The organism is Arthrobacter sp. TS-15 (genome assembly GCF_006964045.1).
Taxonomy (GTDB): domain Bacteria; phylum Actinomycetota; class Actinomycetes; order Actinomycetales; family Micrococcaceae; genus Arthrobacter.
Map to the genome: position 1 here is coordinate 117,038 of NZ_SDXQ01000028.1, position 19,283 is coordinate 136,320.

The 19,283-nt window shown below is 62.3% G+C and carries 21 protein-coding genes; 7 read left to right on the forward strand and 14 right to left on the reverse strand.

The window, feature by feature from the left end:
- Positions 1-12: 12 nt before the first annotated feature.
- The 10 genes from asd to EU811_RS10170 all read right to left on the reverse strand — a co-directional run bounded on the left by asd (position 13) and on the right by EU811_RS10170 (position 10,247).
- The gene (asd, locus tag EU811_RS10125) at positions 13-1,155 is read right to left on the reverse strand and encodes an aspartate-semialdehyde dehydrogenase (protein WP_142938329.1); all 1,143 of its coding nucleotides are present in this window, start codon (positions 1,153-1,155) and stop codon (positions 13-15) included.
- A gap of 106 nt (positions 1,156-1,261) precedes the next feature.
- Positions 1,262-1,483, reverse strand: a complete 222-nt coding sequence (locus EU811_RS10130) for an NF038396 family protein (protein WP_142938330.1) — start codon at positions 1,481-1,483, stop codon at positions 1,262-1,264.
- A gap of 2 nt (positions 1,484-1,485) precedes the next feature.
- A complete protein-coding gene (locus EU811_RS10135; RefSeq protein WP_142938331.1) occupies positions 1,486-2,103 on the reverse strand; it encodes a dihydrofolate reductase in 618 nt (205 codons plus the stop codon).
- Complete coding sequence (locus EU811_RS10140) at positions 2,100-2,903, reverse strand: thymidylate synthase (RefSeq protein ID WP_142938332.1); 804 nt, start codon at positions 2,901-2,903, stop codon at positions 2,100-2,102. Before EU811_RS10140 ends, EU811_RS10135 begins: the two co-directional genes overlap by 4 nt.
- On the reverse strand, positions 2,900-3,292 hold the full coding sequence (locus EU811_RS10145; protein WP_142938333.1) for a GntR family transcriptional regulator: 393 nt from the start codon (positions 3,290-3,292) through the stop codon (positions 2,900-2,902). Before EU811_RS10145 ends, EU811_RS10140 begins: the two co-directional genes overlap by 4 nt.
- Positions 3,289-4,917 carry a hypothetical protein gene (locus EU811_RS10150; protein WP_142938334.1) on the reverse strand — a complete coding sequence of 543 codons (1,629 nt, stop codon included), beginning with the start codon at positions 4,915-4,917 and terminating at the stop codon, positions 3,289-3,291. The genes EU811_RS10145 and EU811_RS10150 overlap by 4 nt, the downstream gene beginning before the upstream one ends.
- Positions 4,918-5,004: 87 nt before the next feature.
- Positions 5,005-5,973, reverse strand: a complete 969-nt coding sequence (locus EU811_RS10155) for an NUDIX hydrolase (protein ID WP_142938335.1) — start codon at positions 5,971-5,973, stop codon at positions 5,005-5,007.
- Between the two features lie 8 nt (positions 5,974-5,981).
- Positions 5,982-8,231 carry an RNA degradosome polyphosphate kinase gene (locus EU811_RS10160; RefSeq protein WP_142938336.1) on the reverse strand — a complete coding sequence of 750 codons (2,250 nt, stop codon included), beginning with the start codon at positions 8,229-8,231 and terminating at the stop codon, positions 5,982-5,984.
- 103 nt (positions 8,232-8,334) lie between these two features.
- Entirely contained in the window at positions 8,335-9,306 is a 972-nt protein-coding gene (mshD, locus tag EU811_RS10165; RefSeq protein WP_142938337.1) for a mycothiol synthase, read from the reverse strand.
- A 242-nt stretch (positions 9,307-9,548) separates the two neighbouring features.
- Positions 9,549-10,247: a winged helix-turn-helix transcriptional regulator gene (locus tag EU811_RS10170; protein ID WP_142938338.1), complete on the reverse strand. Its 699-nt coding sequence runs from the start codon at positions 10,245-10,247 to the stop codon at positions 9,549-9,551.
- 260 nt (positions 10,248-10,507) lie between these two features.
- Here EU811_RS10170 and EU811_RS10175 point away from each other — a divergent pair, with 260 nt between their 5' ends.
- From EU811_RS10175 to EU811_RS10205, 7 genes are all read left to right on the forward strand, one after another.
- Positions 10,508-11,242 carry a permease gene (locus tag EU811_RS10175; protein ID WP_142938339.1) on the forward strand — a complete coding sequence of 245 codons (735 nt, stop codon included), beginning with the start codon at positions 10,508-10,510 and terminating at the stop codon, positions 11,240-11,242.
- Positions 11,243-11,408: 166 nt separating this feature from the next.
- The gene (locus tag EU811_RS10180; RefSeq protein ID WP_142938340.1) at positions 11,409-12,008 is read left to right on the forward strand and encodes an FABP family protein; all 600 of its coding nucleotides are present in this window, start codon (positions 11,409-11,411) and stop codon (positions 12,006-12,008) included.
- A 62-nt stretch (positions 12,009-12,070) separates the two neighbouring features.
- Complete coding sequence (locus tag EU811_RS10185; RefSeq protein ID WP_142938341.1) at positions 12,071-12,793, forward strand: flavodoxin family protein; 723 nt, start codon at positions 12,071-12,073, stop codon at positions 12,791-12,793.
- A gap of 39 nt (positions 12,794-12,832) precedes the next feature.
- The gene (gene ygfZ / locus EU811_RS10190; protein WP_142938342.1) at positions 12,833-13,918 is read left to right on the forward strand and encodes a CAF17-like 4Fe-4S cluster assembly/insertion protein YgfZ; all 1,086 of its coding nucleotides are present in this window, start codon (positions 12,833-12,835) and stop codon (positions 13,916-13,918) included.
- The gene (locus EU811_RS10195; protein ID WP_142938343.1) at positions 13,915-14,307 is read left to right on the forward strand and encodes an ankyrin repeat domain-containing protein; all 393 of its coding nucleotides are present in this window, start codon (positions 13,915-13,917) and stop codon (positions 14,305-14,307) included. Before ygfZ ends, EU811_RS10195 begins: the two co-directional genes overlap by 4 nt.
- A gap of 126 nt (positions 14,308-14,433) precedes the next feature.
- The gene (locus EU811_RS10200) at positions 14,434-15,063 is read left to right on the forward strand and encodes a PadR family transcriptional regulator (RefSeq protein ID WP_142938344.1); all 630 of its coding nucleotides are present in this window, start codon (positions 14,434-14,436) and stop codon (positions 15,061-15,063) included.
- Positions 15,047-16,564 carry a DHA2 family efflux MFS transporter permease subunit gene (locus EU811_RS10205; protein WP_142938345.1) on the forward strand — a complete coding sequence of 506 codons (1,518 nt, stop codon included), beginning with the start codon at positions 15,047-15,049 and terminating at the stop codon, positions 16,562-16,564. The genes EU811_RS10200 and EU811_RS10205 overlap by 17 nt, the downstream gene beginning before the upstream one ends.
- Before the next feature lie 116 nt (positions 16,565-16,680).
- Here EU811_RS10205 and EU811_RS10210 read toward each other — a convergent pair whose 3' ends face one another.
- The 4 genes from EU811_RS10210 to EU811_RS10225 all read right to left on the reverse strand — a co-directional run.
- Positions 16,681-17,430 carry a GNAT family N-acetyltransferase gene (locus EU811_RS10210; RefSeq protein WP_142938346.1) on the reverse strand — a complete coding sequence of 250 codons (750 nt, stop codon included), beginning with the start codon at positions 17,428-17,430 and terminating at the stop codon, positions 16,681-16,683.
- Positions 17,431-17,447: 17 nt separating this feature from the next.
- Positions 17,448-18,473: a 6-phosphofructokinase gene (locus EU811_RS10215; RefSeq protein ID WP_018776708.1), complete on the reverse strand. Its 1,026-nt coding sequence runs from the start codon at positions 18,471-18,473 to the stop codon at positions 17,448-17,450.
- Positions 18,474-18,672: 199 nt separating this feature from the next.
- The gene (locus EU811_RS10220) at positions 18,673-18,921 is read right to left on the reverse strand and encodes a PspC domain-containing protein (RefSeq protein ID WP_142938347.1); all 249 of its coding nucleotides are present in this window, start codon (positions 18,919-18,921) and stop codon (positions 18,673-18,675) included.
- A 49-nt stretch (positions 18,922-18,970) separates the two neighbouring features.
- Positions 18,971-19,283 (reverse strand): hypothetical protein (locus tag EU811_RS10225; protein WP_342211718.1); only part of this gene is annotated, 313 nt, incomplete at its 5' end.

Sequence of the window (19,283 nt, forward strand, 5' to 3'; positions counted from 1 at the left end):
AAGCCGGGCAGGCTAGAGCTTGCCCGTCACAATGTTGAGCATGCGGCGGAGCGGCTCGGCTGCACCCCAGAGGAGCTGGTCTCCCACGGTGAAGGCGCTGATGTACTCCGGGCCCATTTCGAGCTTGCGGATACGGCCCACCGGGATGTCCAGGGTGCCGGACGCTGCCACAGGGGTCAGGTCAGCCATGGAGGCTTCCTTGGTGTTGGGAACAACCTTGGCCCACTCGTTGTCCTTGGCCAGGAGATTCTCGATTTCCGTCACGGACAGGTCTTCGCGCAGCTTGAGCGTGAGGGCCTGGGAGTGTGAACGCATGGCGCCGATGCGGATGCACAAGCCGTCCATGGCGATGTGGTCCTTGCCGGCGGTGCCGTTGCCGGTGCCGAGAATTTTGTTGGTCTCTACTCCGGCTTTCCATTCTTCCTTGGACTGGCCGTTGCCGAGGTCGGCATCGATCCACGGAATGAGGGATCCGGCTAGGGGCACGCCAAACTGGGTGGCGTCAACGCCGGTGCGCTGGGCGGCGAGGACCTTGTGATCGATTTCGAGAATGGCAGACGCGGGATCGTCCAGCTCGCTGCTGACCTCGTTGTTGAGGGTGCCGAACTGGTTGAGGAGTTCACGCATGTGCCGGGCACCGCCGCCTGAAGCCGCCTGGTACGTCATGGAGGTGCCCCACTCCACCAGATTGTTCTTGAACAGGCCGCCGAGGCCCATCAGCATGCAGGAAACCGTACAGTTGCCGCCGATGAAGTCCTTCACGCCACCGGACAGGCCGGCGTCGATGACGTCGCGGTTGATGGGGTCCAGCACGATGATCGAGTCATCGTTCATGCGCAGGGTGGACGCAGCGTCGATCCACAGGCCATCCCAGCCGCGGTTGCGGAGCTCGCCGTGGACCTGCTTGGTGTAGTCGCCACCCTGAGCGGTGACAATAATCGGCAGCTTGGCCAGGGTCTCAATATCGAACGCATCCTCGAGCTTGCCAGCCCCCTGCGCGAACGTCGGGGCGGCACCTCCTGCGTTCGAGGTGGAGAAAAATACCGGGTTGATGTTGGCGAAGTCGTTCTCGTCCTGCATGCGCTGCATCAGGACGGAGCCGACCATGCCACGCCAACCGACCAGTCCAACGGACGGATTAGCTGCTGTAGTCATTTCCCAAGTCTAAACTTTCGGGGCTCAGTGCCGCTGTTGGTTACGTCACGCACGCACTGCACGACGACGGCACCCGCCACAGCGGCCCGCAAGCCGACCGCCCGGGCTAGTGGCCGGCGTCGTGTTCCTGCAACAGGACTGCCTTACGCTTGCGCAGGGCAAAGAACGCACCAAAGGTAAACACCTGCGTGACAACGATCAGCACAATGATCCCGGCAATTTTGTTCCCGCCCAGGATCATGGTGAGTCCCACAATGGCGGAGATCAGGGCAAAAAGCGGCAGGAGCATGTAGCCCAGCACGAACAGGGTTTCGGGTTTCTTCAGCATGCTTAGCTCTCTTGGCTTTCCTGGTTTGCGTTCCGGCGCCACGTGGTGAACCGGTAGTTGGTGCCGTTCTTGGAGGTGAGCCACCCGTCGGAGGGGGCTACGGCGTCGAAGGCCCAATCATCACCGAGTTCGGGGGCGAAAGTGTCGCCTTCCAAGTCGGCGTCGATGATGGTGATGACGGCAAGGTTGGCGATGCCCATGGATTGTTCAAAGATTTCGCCGCCGCCAATGATCCACACTTTCTGGCCACCCGGCGCGAATTGAGATTCCAGCAGCGCGGCGTCAAGAGAGGAAACCACGACGGCGCCCTCCGCCTCGGGCGTGGACGCCCACTTTTCGTTACGGGTCACCACAATGTTGGTGCGGCCGGGCAGGGGGCGGTACTTTTCGGGGAATGACAACCACGTCTTGCGGCCCATGATGACGGGGTGACCGGTGGTGAGCTGGCTGAAGTGTTTGAGGTCCTCGGGGAGGTGCCACGGCATGGATCCGTCTTTGCCGATCACGCCGGCCTTGGTCTGGGCCCACACCAGTCCGATGCCGGTCATGCGGGCCGCGGTCTCTTGGGTGAAGATGACACCGGGGAGTTGGTCCGGAACCTCTGAAGATGATGTGCTCATACCGCGATCGGCGCCTTGATAGTGGGGTGGTGGCGGTAATCCACAACCTCAAAGTCATCCAGCGTGTAGTCAAAGATGGAGTCCGGCTTGCGGAGGATCTTCAGCTGCGGGTACTCGTACGGCTCACGGCTGAGCTGCTCGGAAACCTGGTCCACGTGGTTGTCGTAGACATGGACGTCGCCGCCGGTCCAGACGAATTCGCCCGGCTCAAGCCCAAGCTGCTGGGCCACCATGCGGGTCAGCAGGGCGTACGAGGCAATGTTGAAGGGGACGCCCAGGAACGTGTCCGCCGAACGCTGGTACAGCTGGCAGGACAACTTGCCGTCAGCCACATAGAACTGGAAGAACGCGTGGCATGGGGGCAGCGCCATGTCTTTGAGTTCGGAGACGTTCCACGCGGACACGATGTGCCGCCGGGAATCCGGGTTGGAGGCCAGGTTGGTCATGAGCTCGGAGATCTGGTCGATGTGCCCGCCGTCGGGAGTGGGCCAGCTCCGCCACTGGACGCCGTACACGGGCCCGAGTTCACCGTCGGCATCCGCCCATTCGTCCCAGATGGAGACGCCTTGGTCCTGCATCCACTTCACGTTCGAATCGCCGCGCAGGAACCACAGGAGCTCCACCGCCACGGATTTGAAGTGAACCCGCTTGGTGGTGATCAGCGGGAAGCTCTCGGCAAGATCGAACCTCAGCTGACGGCCAAAAACGCTGCGCGTTCCGGTTCCGGTGCGGTCCGACTTGTGCGTGCCGTTAGCCATGACATCGCGCAGAAGGTCTTCATAAGGGGTGGGGATGCTCACGAGTCAAGCTTACTGGCCAGCCGCCCGCGGAGAAGATCAATGAGCGTTTCATCACTCACGCCCGCGTCGCGCGCCGTCTGAATCAAGCCGTCGACGGCGGCAATCACCGCGGCGTCTGCCCGGATAGTGCCGTTCGGTGCCTGAGGCGGCCCGACGACGATTGTCCCGTTCCGGCGTCGTGACTCGATCAATCCCTGCTGCTCGAGTTCTTTGTAAGCGCGTGCCACCGTGCCAGCCGCGATGCCAAGGTCTGCCGCCAGACTCCGGACCGTGGGCAGCCGACTGCCGGGTTCAAGGACCCCGATGGCAATCAATGAGCTGAGTTGCCTGCGGATTTGTTCGAAGGGAGGTACGGGATCCGCGAGGTCTACTGTGATTCCGGCGGTCATTGCGCCCGTTCTTCATGATGAGCAGGATCACTACGTGGGATGGTTCCGAGCAGGCTGCGAACCGGTACCACTGCCACGATCACTGCGATGGCCGCCAAGACCATGCCCACTGTGATGGCCGGGCTGGGTGCCAACGGGTATTCGCCGTCGCCCGGTGCAAATACGCTGTACCACGCATCGCCGGTGATCATGAGCAGCGCTGCGGCCTGTCCGAGGCAGTAAGCGGCCAGTGTCCTCACGATTCGATACAGGCTGATGGCCCTGAGCGCGGCGTCCAGGCCCGCATCGCCCTCACTTTCCGGGATACCACGACGGCGGCGCACGGCGAGGATAGCAGCCGCACCCGCCGCGGCTACTACCGCCGAGAGCAGAAGAGCCGCCGGCCAAGCCTTGGGGGTGAGGGTCTGTGATTCCGCGGCCACGGCGAAAGACACAGCCACGGCAAATATCGCGGCGCTTCCGATTGCGAAGGAGAGTAGTCCTCGCGAAACGGCCTGCCGAGGCCAACGGAGCTGAGCTTCGGGTTGGCCATAATTTCGCGCCATCAGCACCTCGCCGGCCGCAATGGCTGTCAAGAGGGCCGCGGCGGCGATGGCGATCACGATGGGAAAGGCCCCAGGGTCGAGGGGGCGTGAGGCCATCAGGATCGCCACGACACCCGCCACTAGTGCAAGTCCGCCAATCACGCCCAACACTGCTCCAAGGGAAATACTGAGCCGGGCGGCTCCGTGGGCTAGAGGATCGGAGCGGAGTGTTTTTGCGCTCGTGACTTGAGGAGCTTTGAGGACCGAGGGAAGTTCAGGCACCCGCCACCACCACATTGCCGCGAGAACTGCCATGTTGATCAGCCCCAGTATGTTGAACCAGGACGACTGCCACGTGGCTCCGGGGGCCGGTTGTGATGCGAAGTTCCCGGCGATACTCGCGAGCCCGGCGGCGATGGTCGCCACGGTCCGAAGCAGCCGGTTGGTGGCTATTGTTCGTAGAGTTCGGTTGTCATCGCCGTCGAGCGTTTCCAACTGGCGTCGACGCGCAATCAGGAGGAGCACCAGCCACGTTCCCACGGCCAGAACCAGCAAGGTCCCGCCGAGCCAAAGGGCAAGTTCAAGGCCCGGAATCCGTCCGTCCTGCCCTTGTCCCATGTAGCCGTTGTCCTCAGGTGGAGACTGGCCCGGCGGCGTAGGCGGCACGGCTGTGTACGCTGGCAAGGTTGCGATCCAAGCGATGGCCAAAGCTGCGTAGCCGAAGATGGCCGCCGTGGTCCAAGCGAGTTTGCGGGGAAGGAAGTCCCTGATCCTCCGGACCTTCAGCTCTGCGTACCGGCGTGGTGCCTTCGGTGCGGGGTAACTCAGCTGACCGAGGGCATGGACGGTGAGGCACGCGACAATTGGCCAGGCAAGTGCGTTGGCGATCTGGTCCGGAGTTGCAGGAGCGCTTGATCCCAGGGGATTCGACCTGATGATTCCGGCGCTCATGGCACCCTGCAGGGAACTTGCCATCCAACCAATGATGCCCACCCAAAGCCCATGGGAGGCCACGGACTGGGCATCAGGCTTGGACCAGACCTGCATCCTCAGGAACAGGTACACGATGATGGCACCGACTACCGGTCCCAGGAAAAACATTGTTGGCAGAACAACCACGGCAAGACCCCCACATCTTTTGTATCAATCTACTGACACAAAGAAGTGAGGGTCAAGCCGTTTGCCGGGTCAGTCGTCGAACGGTTTGACCTGCTCCACAGACACAATTTTCCGCTCGGATCCCCGCGCTACCTGGCAAACAATGACTTCGCCGGGAGAAAGATAAGGATCTGTTGTGGGAAGGAGTGCACGTAGGGCCTGCGACATGTGCTGGCCCAACTGCTTCAACGCCGTCGGCAGAGCCGGGCGATGCGTGCACACAGCGATCGGCAGCTGCTTGTCGAACAAAGCCTCAACAGCGGCAGCCGTCTTCTTGGGGGAGCGCTGATGGGTGTGCTCGGTGAGTGCTTCCACCAGTTTCACCTTGACGCCGCTGGCCTTGGCATAGGGGGCGATGGTGGCAACGCAACGCGCCCAGGGGCTGGTGACCACACGTTGTGGTTTCCACACCTCCAGCAGGCGCTGGACGGCAACTGCTTGCCGCTGGCCCGTGGCAGCCAAGGGACGGTCGCCCTCGGCTTTGGTCCATGAGGACCGCGGCTTCGCTTTGGCATGGCGGATCAGCACCAGCGGCCATGTGTCCAGTTCACCGCGGACGTGGGCCTTCTGAAGGTATTCCAGCGGTGCCACATCTGATGGGTTACTCAGGAAGCTTGCAGCCCGGTCCGGGCTGCACCACATGACGCTGTCCACTTCCTTGCCATCGGGCCGAAGCTGGGCGCCGTTGACCTTCACTGCCCAGTACCTGACCACCTTCAAACCGGCACTGACGTGGTAGTGAATTGCCGGAAGAGGTATGCCCAGCGGGGCCTGGAGTCCTATCTCTTCCCATACCTCACGGGCAGCGCACTCGGGAACTGTTTCGCCGGCGTCGAGTTTTCCTTTGGGCCATGACCAGTCGTCATACCGGGGACGATGGATCAGGAGAACCTCAAGGGCGCCCTTGGTGATGCGCCAAGGAATGGCGCCGGCGGCGACAACGGCCACCGGCTCGCCGGGGTGGTCTGTTTGATCCGCCACGGGGGTATCGCTGTTCAACTGGGTCCTTACCGCCGGGCCGCAGCACGTTGGCGCGAGCGGGAGGCCAGGAGCCAGGACTGCATGTCCAGCAACGGCTTGCCCTCGTCATCCAAGTGATGCCTTGTCCAGTGTCCGCTGCTGTCCAAGTGCCAACTGGCTGTCCCGTCGTCGACGTATCGACGCATCAAGTCCATGACCGTTGCCGTGTCTTCCTTGCTGGCCAGCTGAACCAGCGCCTCAACGCGGCGATCCAGGTTGCGGTGCATCATGTCAGCAGAACCGATGTACACCACTGGCTCGCCACCGTTGCCAAAGGCAAAGACGCGTGAGTGTTCAAGGAAGCGACCCAGGACGGAACGGACCCTGATGTTCTCGCTGAGTCCCGGGACGCCGGGCCGCAGGGAGCAAATACCGCGCACCACGACGTCAACCCTCACGCCGGCCTGGGAGGCTCGGTAAAGGGCATCAATGATGGCTTCATCCACCATGGAGTTGACCTTGATCTGCACCAGTCCGGGAGTGCCGGCCTGGGCCCTGCGGATTTCGCCTTCAATCCTGTCCATCAAGCCCGCACGCACCGAGCGCGGCGCTACAAGCAACCGCTTGAACGTGGACTTCGGGGCGTAGCCGGAGAGCTGGTTGAACAGTTTGGACAGATCCTCGCCCACTTGCTCATTGGCTGTCAGGAGGCCAAGGTCTTCGTAATAGCGGGCGGTGCGCGGGTGGTAGTTGCCGGTGCCGATGTGGCAGTAGCGGCGCAACCCGTCCACCTCCTGGCGCACCACCAAGGACAACTTGCAGTGAGTTTTCAGGCCCACGATGCCATACACCACGTGAACGCCCGCTTGCTCGAGCTTTCGCGCCCAGGAGATGTTGGCCTGCTCATCAAAGCGGGCTTTGATTTCCACGAGGGCCAGGACCTGCTTGCCTGCCTCGGCAGCATCGATGAGGGCGTCAACGATGGGGGAGTCACCGGAGGTCCGGTACAGGGTTTGCTTAATGGCCTGCACCTTGGGGTCCGCGGCCGCCTGCTCCAGGAAAGCCTGGACGGAGGTGGAAAACGAATCATACGGGTGGTGGAGCAGAATATCCCTTCGGCGCATCGCGGCGAACACGTTGGCGGCCTTCGAGGTCTCGGACTCGTTGAGGTACCGGGACGTATGCGGGACATGCTTGGGGTAGTGGAGATCCGCGCGATCAATGGCACTGATGGCTGACAGTCCACGGAGATCCAACGGCGCGGGAACGGAGTAGACCTCGGACTCTTCAACACCCAGCTCGCGGATCAGCAGCGCTTTGATGTTCGGGTTGATGTCCGTGGTTACTTCCAGACGGACCGGAGGGCCGAAGCGGCGGCGCAGGAGTTCCTTCTCCAAAGCCTGCAGGAGGTTCTCGGCGTCGTCCTCTTCTACTTCCAGGTCCTCGTTGCGGGTGACGCGGAAGGTGTGGTGTTCCAGGACTTCCATACCGGGGAACAGCTTGTCCAGGTGGACAGCGATGACTTCTTCCAGGGCGATGAATCGGGCCACGCGTCCCGGGATGGCACCGGCACGCGGTCCGTCCACGGAAATGAGGCGGGGCAGCTGGTCCGGCACCTTGACGCGGGCAAAGAGTTCCTTGTCGCTGATCGGGTTGCTGACGATCACGGCGAGGTTGAGGGAGAGGCCCGAGATGTAGGGGAAGGGGTGCGCGGGGTCCACAGCCAGCGGCGTCAGGATGGGGAAGACCTTCTCCTGGAACATGATGCTGATCCGGTGGCGGGCATCCTCATCCAGTTCATTCCAGTGCATGATGTGGATGTGCTCGTACGCCAGCGCAGGGCGGATCTGCTCAGCGAAGACCCTGGCGTGGCGTTCCTGAAGCCGGTGGGCCTCTTCGCTGATCTGTTCCAGCACCTCGATGGGGCTCAGGCCCGCAGGGGAGGGCACGGCCAAACCCGTGGCGATGCGCCGCTTGAGGCCGGCCACCCGAACCATGAAGAACTCGTCCAGGTTGGACGCGAAAATGGACAGGAAGCTGACGCGTTCCAGCAGGAAGAGGTCAGGATCTTCAGCGAGCTCCAGCACGCGGGAGTTGAAGGCCAGCCAGCTGAGTTCGCGGTCCAGGAAGCGGTCCGGGGAGATGTCGCCTTCGGGCTCCAGGCTCGGTGCGAATTCCGGAATATCGATGCGGTCCTGAGTGGCTCGCGAAGCCGGCACTTCCGATGATCCGAAGCGCGGGGGCAGTGTTGCTCCCTTCGAAGTGGATCCGGCGGTGCCAACGGGGTCCGGCTGCATGGGGTTCTCCTAAGCTCAGGACGGGGTTTCCTCCCACATTACAAGCAATTCCGGCGCTCGAATCCAAGATGTCACCTGCTTTCAGGCAAGTGATCCCGTCAGGTTAATTTTTGGTTAAAGGCCCATACATCACATCGGTGTCCCAACGAACAAAGCCGAGTTTCTGATATAGAGCTACTGCTGCCTCGTTGTCGGCGTCCACGTACAGCATCACAGCATGCAGGCCTTGGTCCTGGAGATGCTTGATGCCCGCAACGGTAAGGGCCTTGCCCAGACCCAAACCCTGCGCCGCAGGAGTCACCCCCACCACGTAGACCTCGCCGATGGCCGGGTGCGGACCCTGCCGGGGGTGCACCTTGGTCCAGTGGAATCCCAACAGCTCGCCTTCACCATTGACGGCCAACAGGAAACCTTCGGGATCGAACCAATCTTCAGCCTTGCGAGCCTCAAGGTCCGCCAGTGTCATGGAACCCTGCTCTGGGTGGTGGGAGAAAGCGGCCCTGTTGGCTTCCAGCCAAGGCTGCTCATCCTGGCCCGGCACGAAGGTGCGGATCGAAATCCCGTCCGGAAGTCCGGCGTCGGGCAGTGCGGAGGTTGAGGACATCAGCCGCATCTTCCACAATTCGCGAACCGGACCGTAGCCGAAGCTCGTGGCGAGCTCGGCGGCGGCTTCGTGGTTGCCGTGCGACCACGCACTTAAACCCTTGAGGCTCCGTTTGCCCTGCAGGGCACTCAGCAGCTTTCCTGCCACGCCCTGATTGCGGTAGCTGGGGTGGACGGCCAACTCCAGCACGCCGCTCCCGTCATCACTTTCGACGACCACCGCGACGCCCGCCAGGTCATCAGCGGTGGCAGGATCTGAGTCTTCGTCAGGGGCATATAGGACCAAAGACAGGACAGAGTGATCCCCGGCGTCTGCGCCGCGCAGCATGACCAACGTCTGCTCGGAGAACGGGGGATTCCCGTCCGACTCCCCGGCAGCGGCGGCCAGGGCCGTGACGTCCCTGAGGAGCTCACTGTCCAAGGCGCCGGCAATAATCAGTACGGGCCAGTTTTCCGGGTGCGCGTGACTCATGATGCAAGGCTATACGTCCAGTGCAAGCTGCGTGATTTGATGTCCTCGGAAATGGGAGGTAGTCTCGTTATCTCGTTCGCCTCGCGGTTTATCCGTGAGTCAGCGCAGGGGGGATCCACCAGTGGGGTGGCCTCGATACGTTCGACCCGTATGTCCTCCACCAAGTAGCTAAGTAAAAGGCCAGGATCCTTGTGGATCCTGGCCTTTTTCTTGTCTAATCCAGTGGTCGCTCGGAACAAACTTCAGGCTTCGGACAACTCTTCGTCCGTGAGACGGACAAGGGTCAGCCGGTAGCCAACGTTGCGGACAGTGCTGATCAGGTTCTCGTGATCCACGCCCAGCTTGGCGCGAAGCCGCCGGATGTGGACGTCCACGGTCCGGGTGCCGCCGTAATAGTCGTAGCCCCAGACTTCCGTCAGCAGCTGCTGACGGGTGAACACCCTGCCCGGGTGCTGGGCGAGGTACTTCAGGAGTTCGAACTCCTTGAACGTCAGGTTGAGGGGCTGGCCGCTGACACGGGCGGTGTAGCTCGCCTCGTCAATCACGACGCCGGCTGCCCGGATTTCGGTCTGGGCTTCCTCTTCGCCGGGCACGGCACGCGCCATGGCGAGCCGAATACGCGCCTCGACTTCTGCGGGTCCGGCCGAGTCCAGCACGATGTCATCTACGGCCCACGCGGACGAGACAGCAGCCATGCCACCTTCCGTGAGGATCAGCATGAGCGGTGCGCTGAGGCCGGTCGCCTTCAACAACTGGGTGAGCGAGCGGGCGCCCACTAGATCTTTGCGGGCATCCAGGAAGACGATGTCCGTGGGGTCGGTCTCCAGGAGGGCCGTGGGTTCTGCCGGGAGGATGTGCACACGGTGGTTCAGCAACTCCAAGGCAGGCAAAATGTCCACCGATGAGCCGGTGCTGTTCGTTAGGAGCAGGATGTGCGACATAGTTCCTCCAATGGGCTGTACGCGCATCATCGGGCGTCGAAACCGGCTTCTCACCGGTCGGTCACAACACATGCGCAGCCTCTACCGTTGTAACGGGATTGCGGCAAACACAGTGCGCTGTTGAAGTCTGAGTATACCCATCAGTGCCTTGCGACACATGGATTCGTGACGGGCAAGCACTGGAATTACGACATATTGGGCCGGCTTAAGGCAGGATTGTCGGGAGGTCGTAAGGCACATCGGATTGAGGTCGGCACACAGTGAAGTCTTGGAGCATCGGGGTATTCGGACTCGTGGCGCTCGTAGCCATCGTGGCCAGCACCTTCGTTTCCCGGGAAGCCATGGTGGGTGCAGGCATCGCGGCGTCCGCGGCGGTGGGGATAGGCTGGCCGCATTTCCTTGCTGTTCCCGCCAAGAAGACGTTGGCCGCCGTTATTGGGCTTGCCGGTGCAGGATCGGCCGTAGCCGCTGCCTACATGCCGGCGCCGGGATTCCTGGACGGTACCCCGGCGTTCGTGGCGCTGGGTGTGATGGCGGTGTTCGTGGTCCAGCTCATCAGGGGGACAGGGCAGGCCCAACGCCTGGAGTCCACTCTTGGCTGCTCCGCCGGTGTGTTGCTGAACTGCCTGGGCGCGGGGTGGATCGCCAGCGCGCGATTCAACGGCGTCAAGGAGATGGTCCTGGTGGCGGGCCTCAGCGCGGCAGTTGCCCTCATTGTGGGAATCATTCGCTGGCCGGATCGCATTGTGGCTCCGCTCGGTGTGGTGATGGCCGGACTCATGGGACCGCTGGCAGGTCTGGTCTTCTCGGATATCGCCGTACTTCCCGCAGCCCTGGTGGGCGTGGTGGTGGGATCCGTTCTGGTGTGTTTCCGCCGAATGACCACCCTTCGGCGGGGGCGACTCAATATCCCGGCGGCGATCGGAATGGGCGTGGCGCCCGTTTGGGCTGTGGGGGCCTTGGCTTACTTCATAGACAAACTACTCATCTACTAACGGTTAGGATTGCATCATGTCTGTACTCGCATTTGAAATCTTCTTCCTCGTTCTCCTTGGCCTGGCCAGCGTCGCCATGGCATGGTTTGCGGGTTTTGTCGTCTACCGCCTTTTCAAGGGCCAGAAGTAACCCTTCTGATCCTGCAGCCCAACAGAGGTAATCGTTGTGCCTATTGAGATCCCCACAGATCTGACGCCTGAACTCGTCCCCCTTTCCTGGCTCATTGGTGAGTGGGAAGGCCGCGGCCGGCTCGGCAGCGGAGACGAGGACTCCGAACATTTCGTCCAGCATGTGTCATTCACGCACAACGGGCTCCCGTACCTGCAGTACAGGGCCGAGACCTGGCTCAGTGATGACGCCGGCGAAAAGTTGCGCCCGTTGACTGTTGAGACGGGGTTCTGGGCTTTGGAGCGGAAGCTTGAAGAAGGCGACGGAGGCCCGGGCCTGATCCCGGCCGACATCGTCCCCGTTCTCAAGACTGCCGACGAAGTCGAGGAGCGGCGCAACAAGGAGGGCGGTTTCGACATCTCCGTATCGATCTCCCACCCTGGCGGAATCACTGAGCTCTACTACGGCCAAATCAAGGGACCCCAGATCCAGCTGAGCACCGACATGGTGATGCGCGGAAGCCACTCCAAGGAGTACACAGCGGCAACACGGATCTTTGGCTTGGTTGATGGCAACCTCCTGTGGCGCTGGGACGTCGCTGCCAGCGGCAAGGCCCTTGAAGCGCACGCCTCGGCATTCCTCAACAAGGTTTCCTGACCCGAGGCCTCACCGTACGTTCCAGCACGCAGCAAGCAAGCAGCCAGCAGAAGGAGCAGAAAGTGAACACCCACCTCAAGCCGGAAGGTTATGAGGGCCTTAAGGCCGTCTTCTTCAATGGCACCCTGAAACCTTCGCCGCAGCTCAGCAACACTGATGGCCTGATCAAAATCAGCCGGGACATCATGGAGAAGCAGGGCGTCACAACCCGGCTCTTCCGGACAGTGGACCACGACATCGCCAGCGGTGTGTATCCGGATATGCGCGAGCACGGATGGAAGACCGATGAGTGGCCGGAGATCTACGGCGACGTCCGCGACGCCGATATTGTCGTGGTCGCCGGGCCTATCTGGCTGGGCGACAACTCGTCCCAAACCAAGAAGCTGATCGAGCGGTTATACGCCCATTCGGGCGAGTTGACCAGCAAGGGCCAATGGGCGTTCTACCCCAAGGTGGGCGGTTGCCTGATCACTGGTAACGAGGACGGCATCAAGCACTGTTCCATGAATGTGCTGTACAGCCTGCAGCACATCGGCTTCACCATTCCTCCCCAGGCCGACGCCGGGTGGATCGGTCCTGTTGGTCCGGGTCCCAGCTATCTGGACGAAGGATCGGGTGGGCCGGAGAGTGATTTTACTAACAGGAACACCACCTTCATGACGTGGAACCTCCTCCACATGGCCAAGCTCCTGCGCGATGCCGGGGGCATTCCGGCCTACGGCAACTTGCCGGAGGAATGGAAAGCGGGCACCCGATTTGATTTCGAAAACCCGGAATACCGCTGATACCGGAATACCGCTGAGTCGCAAGGACTTCTACTACATATGACTTACAAGAGCCCTCTGTTGTCGCGCCCCGGCGCCGTCGAGGACACCGGCCTGGACGCCGGCGTCGCCGCTCACTATGGCGAACCGCTGCGTGAGCAGCGCGCCCTGGCAACCGGTACCGCCGTCGTAGATCTTTCGCACCGTGGCGTGGTAACCGTGACTGGCCCGGACCGGCTCAGCTGGCTCAACACGCTCTCGTCCCAACAGGTCACCAACCTTCAGCCCGGCGTTGCCAGTGAACTGTTGCTGCTCAGCGTTCAGGGTCGCATCGAGTTCGATGCCCGCGTCATTGACGATGGCACCACCACATGGCTGATCGTGGAGACTGCAGAGGCAGGGCCATTGGCTGAATGGCTGAACAGGATGAAGTTCATGCTCCGCGTCGACATTGAGGACGTCTCTGAGCAGTGGGCCGTGGTGGGTGCCACCAAACCGCAGGAGCAACTGACCGGGCGCTTGGTGTGGGAGGATCCCTGGCCGCACGTAAGCCCCGGCGGCTACGCCTACAGCATCGTTCCCGAGGAATCGCATCCCGGGCTCGAGCGCCCCTGGTTCGAGTACCTTGTCCCGGCGGCCCAACTGGAGCAATCCGTGGAGGGCCTTCCGTTGGCAGGCGCCATGGCAGCGGATGCCCTGCGGATTGCTGCTTGGCGGCCCCGCCTCGGTGCCGAGACAGACGAGAAGACGATTCCCCACGAACTGGACCTTTTGAGGACCTCAGTACACCTGAACAAGGGCTGCTACAAGGGCCAGGAAACCATTGCTCGTGTCCACAACCTGGGCCACCCGCCGCGGCGCCTCGTGTTCCTGCAGCTTGATGGCTCACAGCACACACTGCCAGCCGTTGGCAGTGTTGTATTTGTCGGGGAGCGCAAGGTGGGTACTCTGACATCGGTGGCGCAGCACTTTGAAATGGGACCCGTTGCTTTGGCCGTGATCAAGCGGTCCGTATCGGCGGAGGAAACCCTGACGGTGATGGACGGTGAAGAACCTTACATCGCAGCCCAGGAAGTGATCGTCGCCCCCGACGCCGGCCAGGTTGTCGGGCGCCAGACCGGATTCCTGAAGGGACCCCACAGATGAGCCAAGCTACAGGCCCCGACGACGAAACGTTGGCCCTGGCCCACGCCCTGTTCGATGCTGCCCGCGAAGGGGACACCGAACTGCTGCGAGGCTACTTGAACGCCGGCGCTCCTGCCACCCTGACCAACGCCGCCGGCGACTCCCTCCTGATGCTGGCCGCGTATCACGGGCACGAGGAAGCCGTACAGCTCATCCTCCATCACGGTGCCGACGTCAATGCCGCCAACGATCGCGGACAGACTCCGCTGGCCGGGGCGGTCTTCAAGGGATACACCGGCGTCGCCCGGGTGCTGCTGGATGCTGGAGCAGATCCCGACGCCGGAACTCCCTCCGCGCGCGATGCCGCCACAATGTTCGCCAGGTCAGAGATTCAGGCCCTGCTGGACTAACGCAACTAGTGCTTGGAAAGCCCAGCCGCCTGGCGGCTGGGCTTTCTGTGTTTCCGGGCTCCTTTGCATCCCTATACTCCACGTGGAATAGTTGTTGCGGCGTATTTGATCCGGAAAGGGGTTGTTATGCCCAAGGCCGCTGCTTTGACCCCACTGGGGGTAGCCGCGCTGGCCCTTTTGGCGGAGGGGCCCATGCATCCTTACGAGATGTACCAGTTGCTGATGGCCCGTCATGAGGACCGCCTTGTAAAAGTGCGCCCCGGGACCCTGTATCACGCCATGGGCCGGCTCGAGGAAAGCCGGCTCATCGAGGCTACGGGAACCGAACGCGAAGGGAACCGCCCGGAACGGACCACCTACCGGATCACTTCAGCCGGACATGTTGCCCTCGATGCCCGTCTGCAGGCCATGCTGTCCACCCCTGTGAATGAATACCCCGTCTTCCCTCACGCAATCGCCGAGGCCCACCACCTTCCCGCGGAGGTGGTGATGGGGCTGTTGGAGGAGCGGGTTGTTGCACTGAATGCCGATCTCGACTTCCTCGTCCACGCCGAAGCCACCGTGACGGGCAAGGGACTGGCCCGTAAATACTGGATCGACATCACGTACCAACAGGCAATGCGCCGAACGGAGATCGCGTGGATCCGCGGCCTCCTTGAGGAGTTGGGCAACGGGCGCCTGCCCTGGGATGAACCCCAACCGGCTCCAACCGAACTTATAAGCAAACCAAAGGAATCCCTTGGAAAACGTAGCTAAGCCGTGGCCCGCGCTGTGGTCACTCGTGGTGGGTTTCTTCATGATCCTCATCGACACCACCATTGTGTCGGTCGCGAACCCGCGGATCATGGAGGGCCTTAACACGGATATCAACGCCGTCATTTGGGTCACCAGCGCCTACTTGCTGGCCTATGCCGTGCCCCTGTTGATCACGGGCAGGCTGGGTGATCGGTTCGGCCCCAAGAACCTTTACCTGATCGGCCTGGTGGTCTTTACCCTCGCTTCCCTCTGGTGCGGGCTCTCCGGCGACATCACCATGTTGATCGCTGCGCGCGCCGTCCAAGGCTTCGGTGCCGCCATGATGACGCCTCAGACCATGGCCGTGATTACGCGAATCTTCCCGCCCGACCGCCGCGGCGCAGCCATGGGGCTGTGGGGAGCTACGGCAGGAATGGCAGTACTGATCGGCCCCATCCTTGGTGGTCTGCTGGTGGACAGCCTTGGCTGGGAGTGGATCTTCTTCGTCAACGTCCCCATCGGCATCGTGGCCTTTATCCTTGTCACGCGTTTCGTGCCGAAACTGAGCACTCACACCCACACGTTCGACGTCGTGGGCGTGGTGCTGTCCGCCGTCGGTATGTTCTTGCTGGTGTTTGGCATCCAAGAGGGCCAAACCTACAAGTGGGGAACGGTTACCGGGTTCGTTTCGGTGTGGGGTTTGATCATTACCGGACTTGTAGTCCTGGTTCTGTTTGTCGCCTGGCAGTGGCTTCTTGAACGCCGTGGAGGGGAACCACTGCTGCCGCTTGGCCTGTTCAAAGACCGCAATTTCTCCCTGGGAAACAGCACCATCATGGCCGTGGGCTTCACGGTGACAGCCTTCCCGCTGCCCACCATTTTCTACTACCAAACGGTGCGGGGCCTGACGCCAACGCAGTCTGCCTTGCTGATGATTCCCATGGCTGTTATTTCGGGTGCGCTCGCTCCGTTCGTCGGCAAGCTCATAGACCGCGCAAACCCGCGCTGGTTCGCATCCTTCGGCCTCGTCTGCCTTTCCGGAGCATTGTTCTGGACCGCGTCCCTGCTGGGCCCGGACACTCCTATCTGGATGTTCCTGCTGCCCAGCGCATTGCAGGGCGTTGCCAACGCCTTCATCTGGGGTCCGGTGTCCAACGCGACCACCCGCAACCTGGAACCACGCCAGGCAGGGGCCGGTTCCGGCGTTTTCAACACCACACGCCAGATCGGTGCTGTGTTGGGTTCGGCTGCCATTGCTGCCCTCATTCAGTCTCGGCTCGCGGCAGAACTGCCTGCGGCTCCAGCCGGAGCTCCTGCGGGTGAAGCCTCCATGACCGGAGTGTTGCCGGAGGCGCTGCACGCGGGATTCTCGACGGCGATGAGCCAGTCCATCCTGTTGCCCGCCTGTGCGATTCTTCTGGGAGCGGTGATGGCACTGTTCTTTGGCAAGCCCAAGTCGGTGCAAGGCTGGGGCGGAAAGGCCCCCGAGGTACCGGCCGTTCAGGAAACAGTGGGCAAGTAGCGCTGACATTTTCCGGACAACAGCGCAGGACCAGCCCACTTTTGGGGTGGTCCTGAGCTGTTGTAGGGCAGGATCAATCCCTTCCGGGTTCAAAGCCGGGCCAGTTCAGTTCTGTGTCAGCCGAGGATGACGCTGGCGTGGAGCCCGCCCGTGGCAAATCCCAGGCTGCGGGCCATCGCCAGCGCACCGGTGTTACTGACATCGGCCTTCCACTGGAGGGTCAGGCCGGAGGCAAGTGCTTCATGTGCAGCGATGGAAGCGGCCAGGGTGCCCAAGCCTCGCCGCCGCCAGGGAGGTGCAACCAGCACGCCCATATTGGCCAGAATGCCCTCCCACTCGGAATAGGCACCGCAGGCCACCGGCGTGGGCTGATCTTCCTCGGGATGCATGATGGTGAAGCGATGTTCGAGCCCTTGAAGGCCAACCTCGTTGACGTCATCCGGGGGACACAAGCCCTCAAGGCTGATGGCCTCGGGGTTGCCTTGCGAAACCGTCAGTTCTTCGGATGGTTGCTGAAGCGGGAGATCGTCTGCAAAGAACAATGCGGAGGATCCAAGCCCGTGTCCGCCGTGCGAGCGAGTGATGGTCAACAGCGTTACGTGCTGGGCCAGTTCGGTATCGGGGATGGCTGCCGCTGCATCAAGGGCCCACTGCGGTCCCACTAGCGCCGAGACGCCAAACAGGCGAAGGAAAACCAGCGACCGCGCTGCGTCATCCACACGGGTAATGCGGTTGCCAAGGTCGCCTGGGTCCGCCGCGGAAGTGGTGAGCCGGGCAGCTGCGGTGGCGAAAGCGTCGTCGTCGAGCCCCAAACGACGAGCCCACGCCAGCTGGATGATGGCAGCGGACGTGGGCTCTAAGGTCATGGATTCAGCCTAGCCGACTAGCCGAACAGCACAGACGCTTCGTCGTAGCGGTGTTGTGGCACGGTCTTGAGCTTGCCCAAGGCTTCCTCGAAGCCCACATGGGAAATGTCTGTGCCCTTCAGAGCCACCATGGTGCCCCAGCGGCCTTCCACCACGGAGTCGATGGCGGCCATGCCCAGGCGCGTCGCCAGAACGCGGTCGTAGGCGGTAGGAACGCCACCACGCTGGATGTGGCCGAGGATCGTGGCCCGGGTTTCGATGCCGGTGCGGGCCTCGATCTCCGGTGCCAACTGGTCAGCGATGCCGCCCAGGCGGGGACGGCCGAACGTGTCCAGGCCGCGCTCGGAGTGCGGGGACTCCATGTGATCAGGGACGAAGCCCTCAGCAACCACCACCAGCGGCGCACGGCCACGGTCGTGGGCTTCCTGGACCCATTCGGTGATCTGCTCGATGCTGGCCTTCTGCTCGGGGATCAGGATGGCGTGTGCGCCGGCAGCCATACCGGCGTGCAGTGCGATCCAGCCGACGTGGCGTCCCATCACTTCGGCAATCATGCAACGGTGGTGGGATTCGCCGGTGGTGCGGAGCCGGTCGATGGCCTCAGTGGCAATCTGGACGGCGGTATCGAATCCGAACGTGTAGTCGGTGGCATCGAGGTCGTTGTCCACGGTCTTGGGGACTCCGACGATCTTCAGGCCGGCGTCGGTAAGCCGCTTGGCAGCTGCCAGGGTGCCCTCGCCGCCGATGGCGATGATCGCGTCAATGCCCAGGCGTTCCATGTGGGCTTTGATGACGTCGGGGCCTCCACCGTTTTCGAACGGGTTGGTGCGGGAGGTGCCCAGAATGGTGCCGCCCTGCTTGGCAATACCGCGGACCATGGTGCGGGGGATGTCGATGACATCACCTTCAACCACACCACGCCAGCCGTCGCGGAAGCCAACAAACTCCTGGCCGTGGATTGCGATGCCCTTGAGGACTGCTCCGCGGATCACTGCGTTGAGGCCGGGGCAATCGCCACCGCTGGTAAGAATGCCAATTTTCATGTTTGCTCACTCATGGCTTGGAGGAATACGTGCAGAGCGCCACGCTGAGCTCCCCATGATTGTAGACGCGCATGTGGGGTGGGACACAAACGGTTACTTTTGACCCTGGCCGTGCGGTATTGGAAACCTGGCCGAAAACAGCGAAACGCCCCGCCGGCCGGCAGGGCGTTTCGTGTTCTTCGGCCGCTGTAAACGAAAACTACCGGGAACGTTGGCTGATGAAGGATTCGAGCGCGATCTTGTTGTTCTGGTCCGGCAGGAGGAGCCAGCCCAGGATGTAGACCACGAATGCCGGCCCGGGCAGCAGGCAGAAAAGCAGGAAAGCCACCCGAACGTACGCGACGTCTACCCGGAGCTTGGCTGCGATTCCTCCGCAGACGCCACCCAGCCATCGTTGCGGTCCACGCTTCAGGCCGAAGCCCCTGACGATGCTGAAGAACTTGTCCATGGCTACAGCCTTCCCTGTTGTGGTTGCTTTGTCACGTTGCTGCGTGCGGTCACTTGGCCGGACTCTTCGGTGTGCCGGAACCCTTGCGGGCTGCCAGGAGCCCACCGACCACCAGTGCCGCACCGGCACCGATCATCAAACCGATCAGCACGTACGTGCCGTTCAGAGTGACCCATCCGAGCGTAGAGATGACGATCAAGGCCGCGAGGGCGATCACAATCAACCCCCACACCACAGTTCCTATCCGCGCCTGGCGGGGTTCGTCGTCGTCAGTGTGCTGTACTGCGAAGCTGGGCTCCAACGGCGGGGTGAGCGGGATTGGCTTGAGGCTCGGCTTGGGGAGGGCTTCCGTGGGGCGGGTT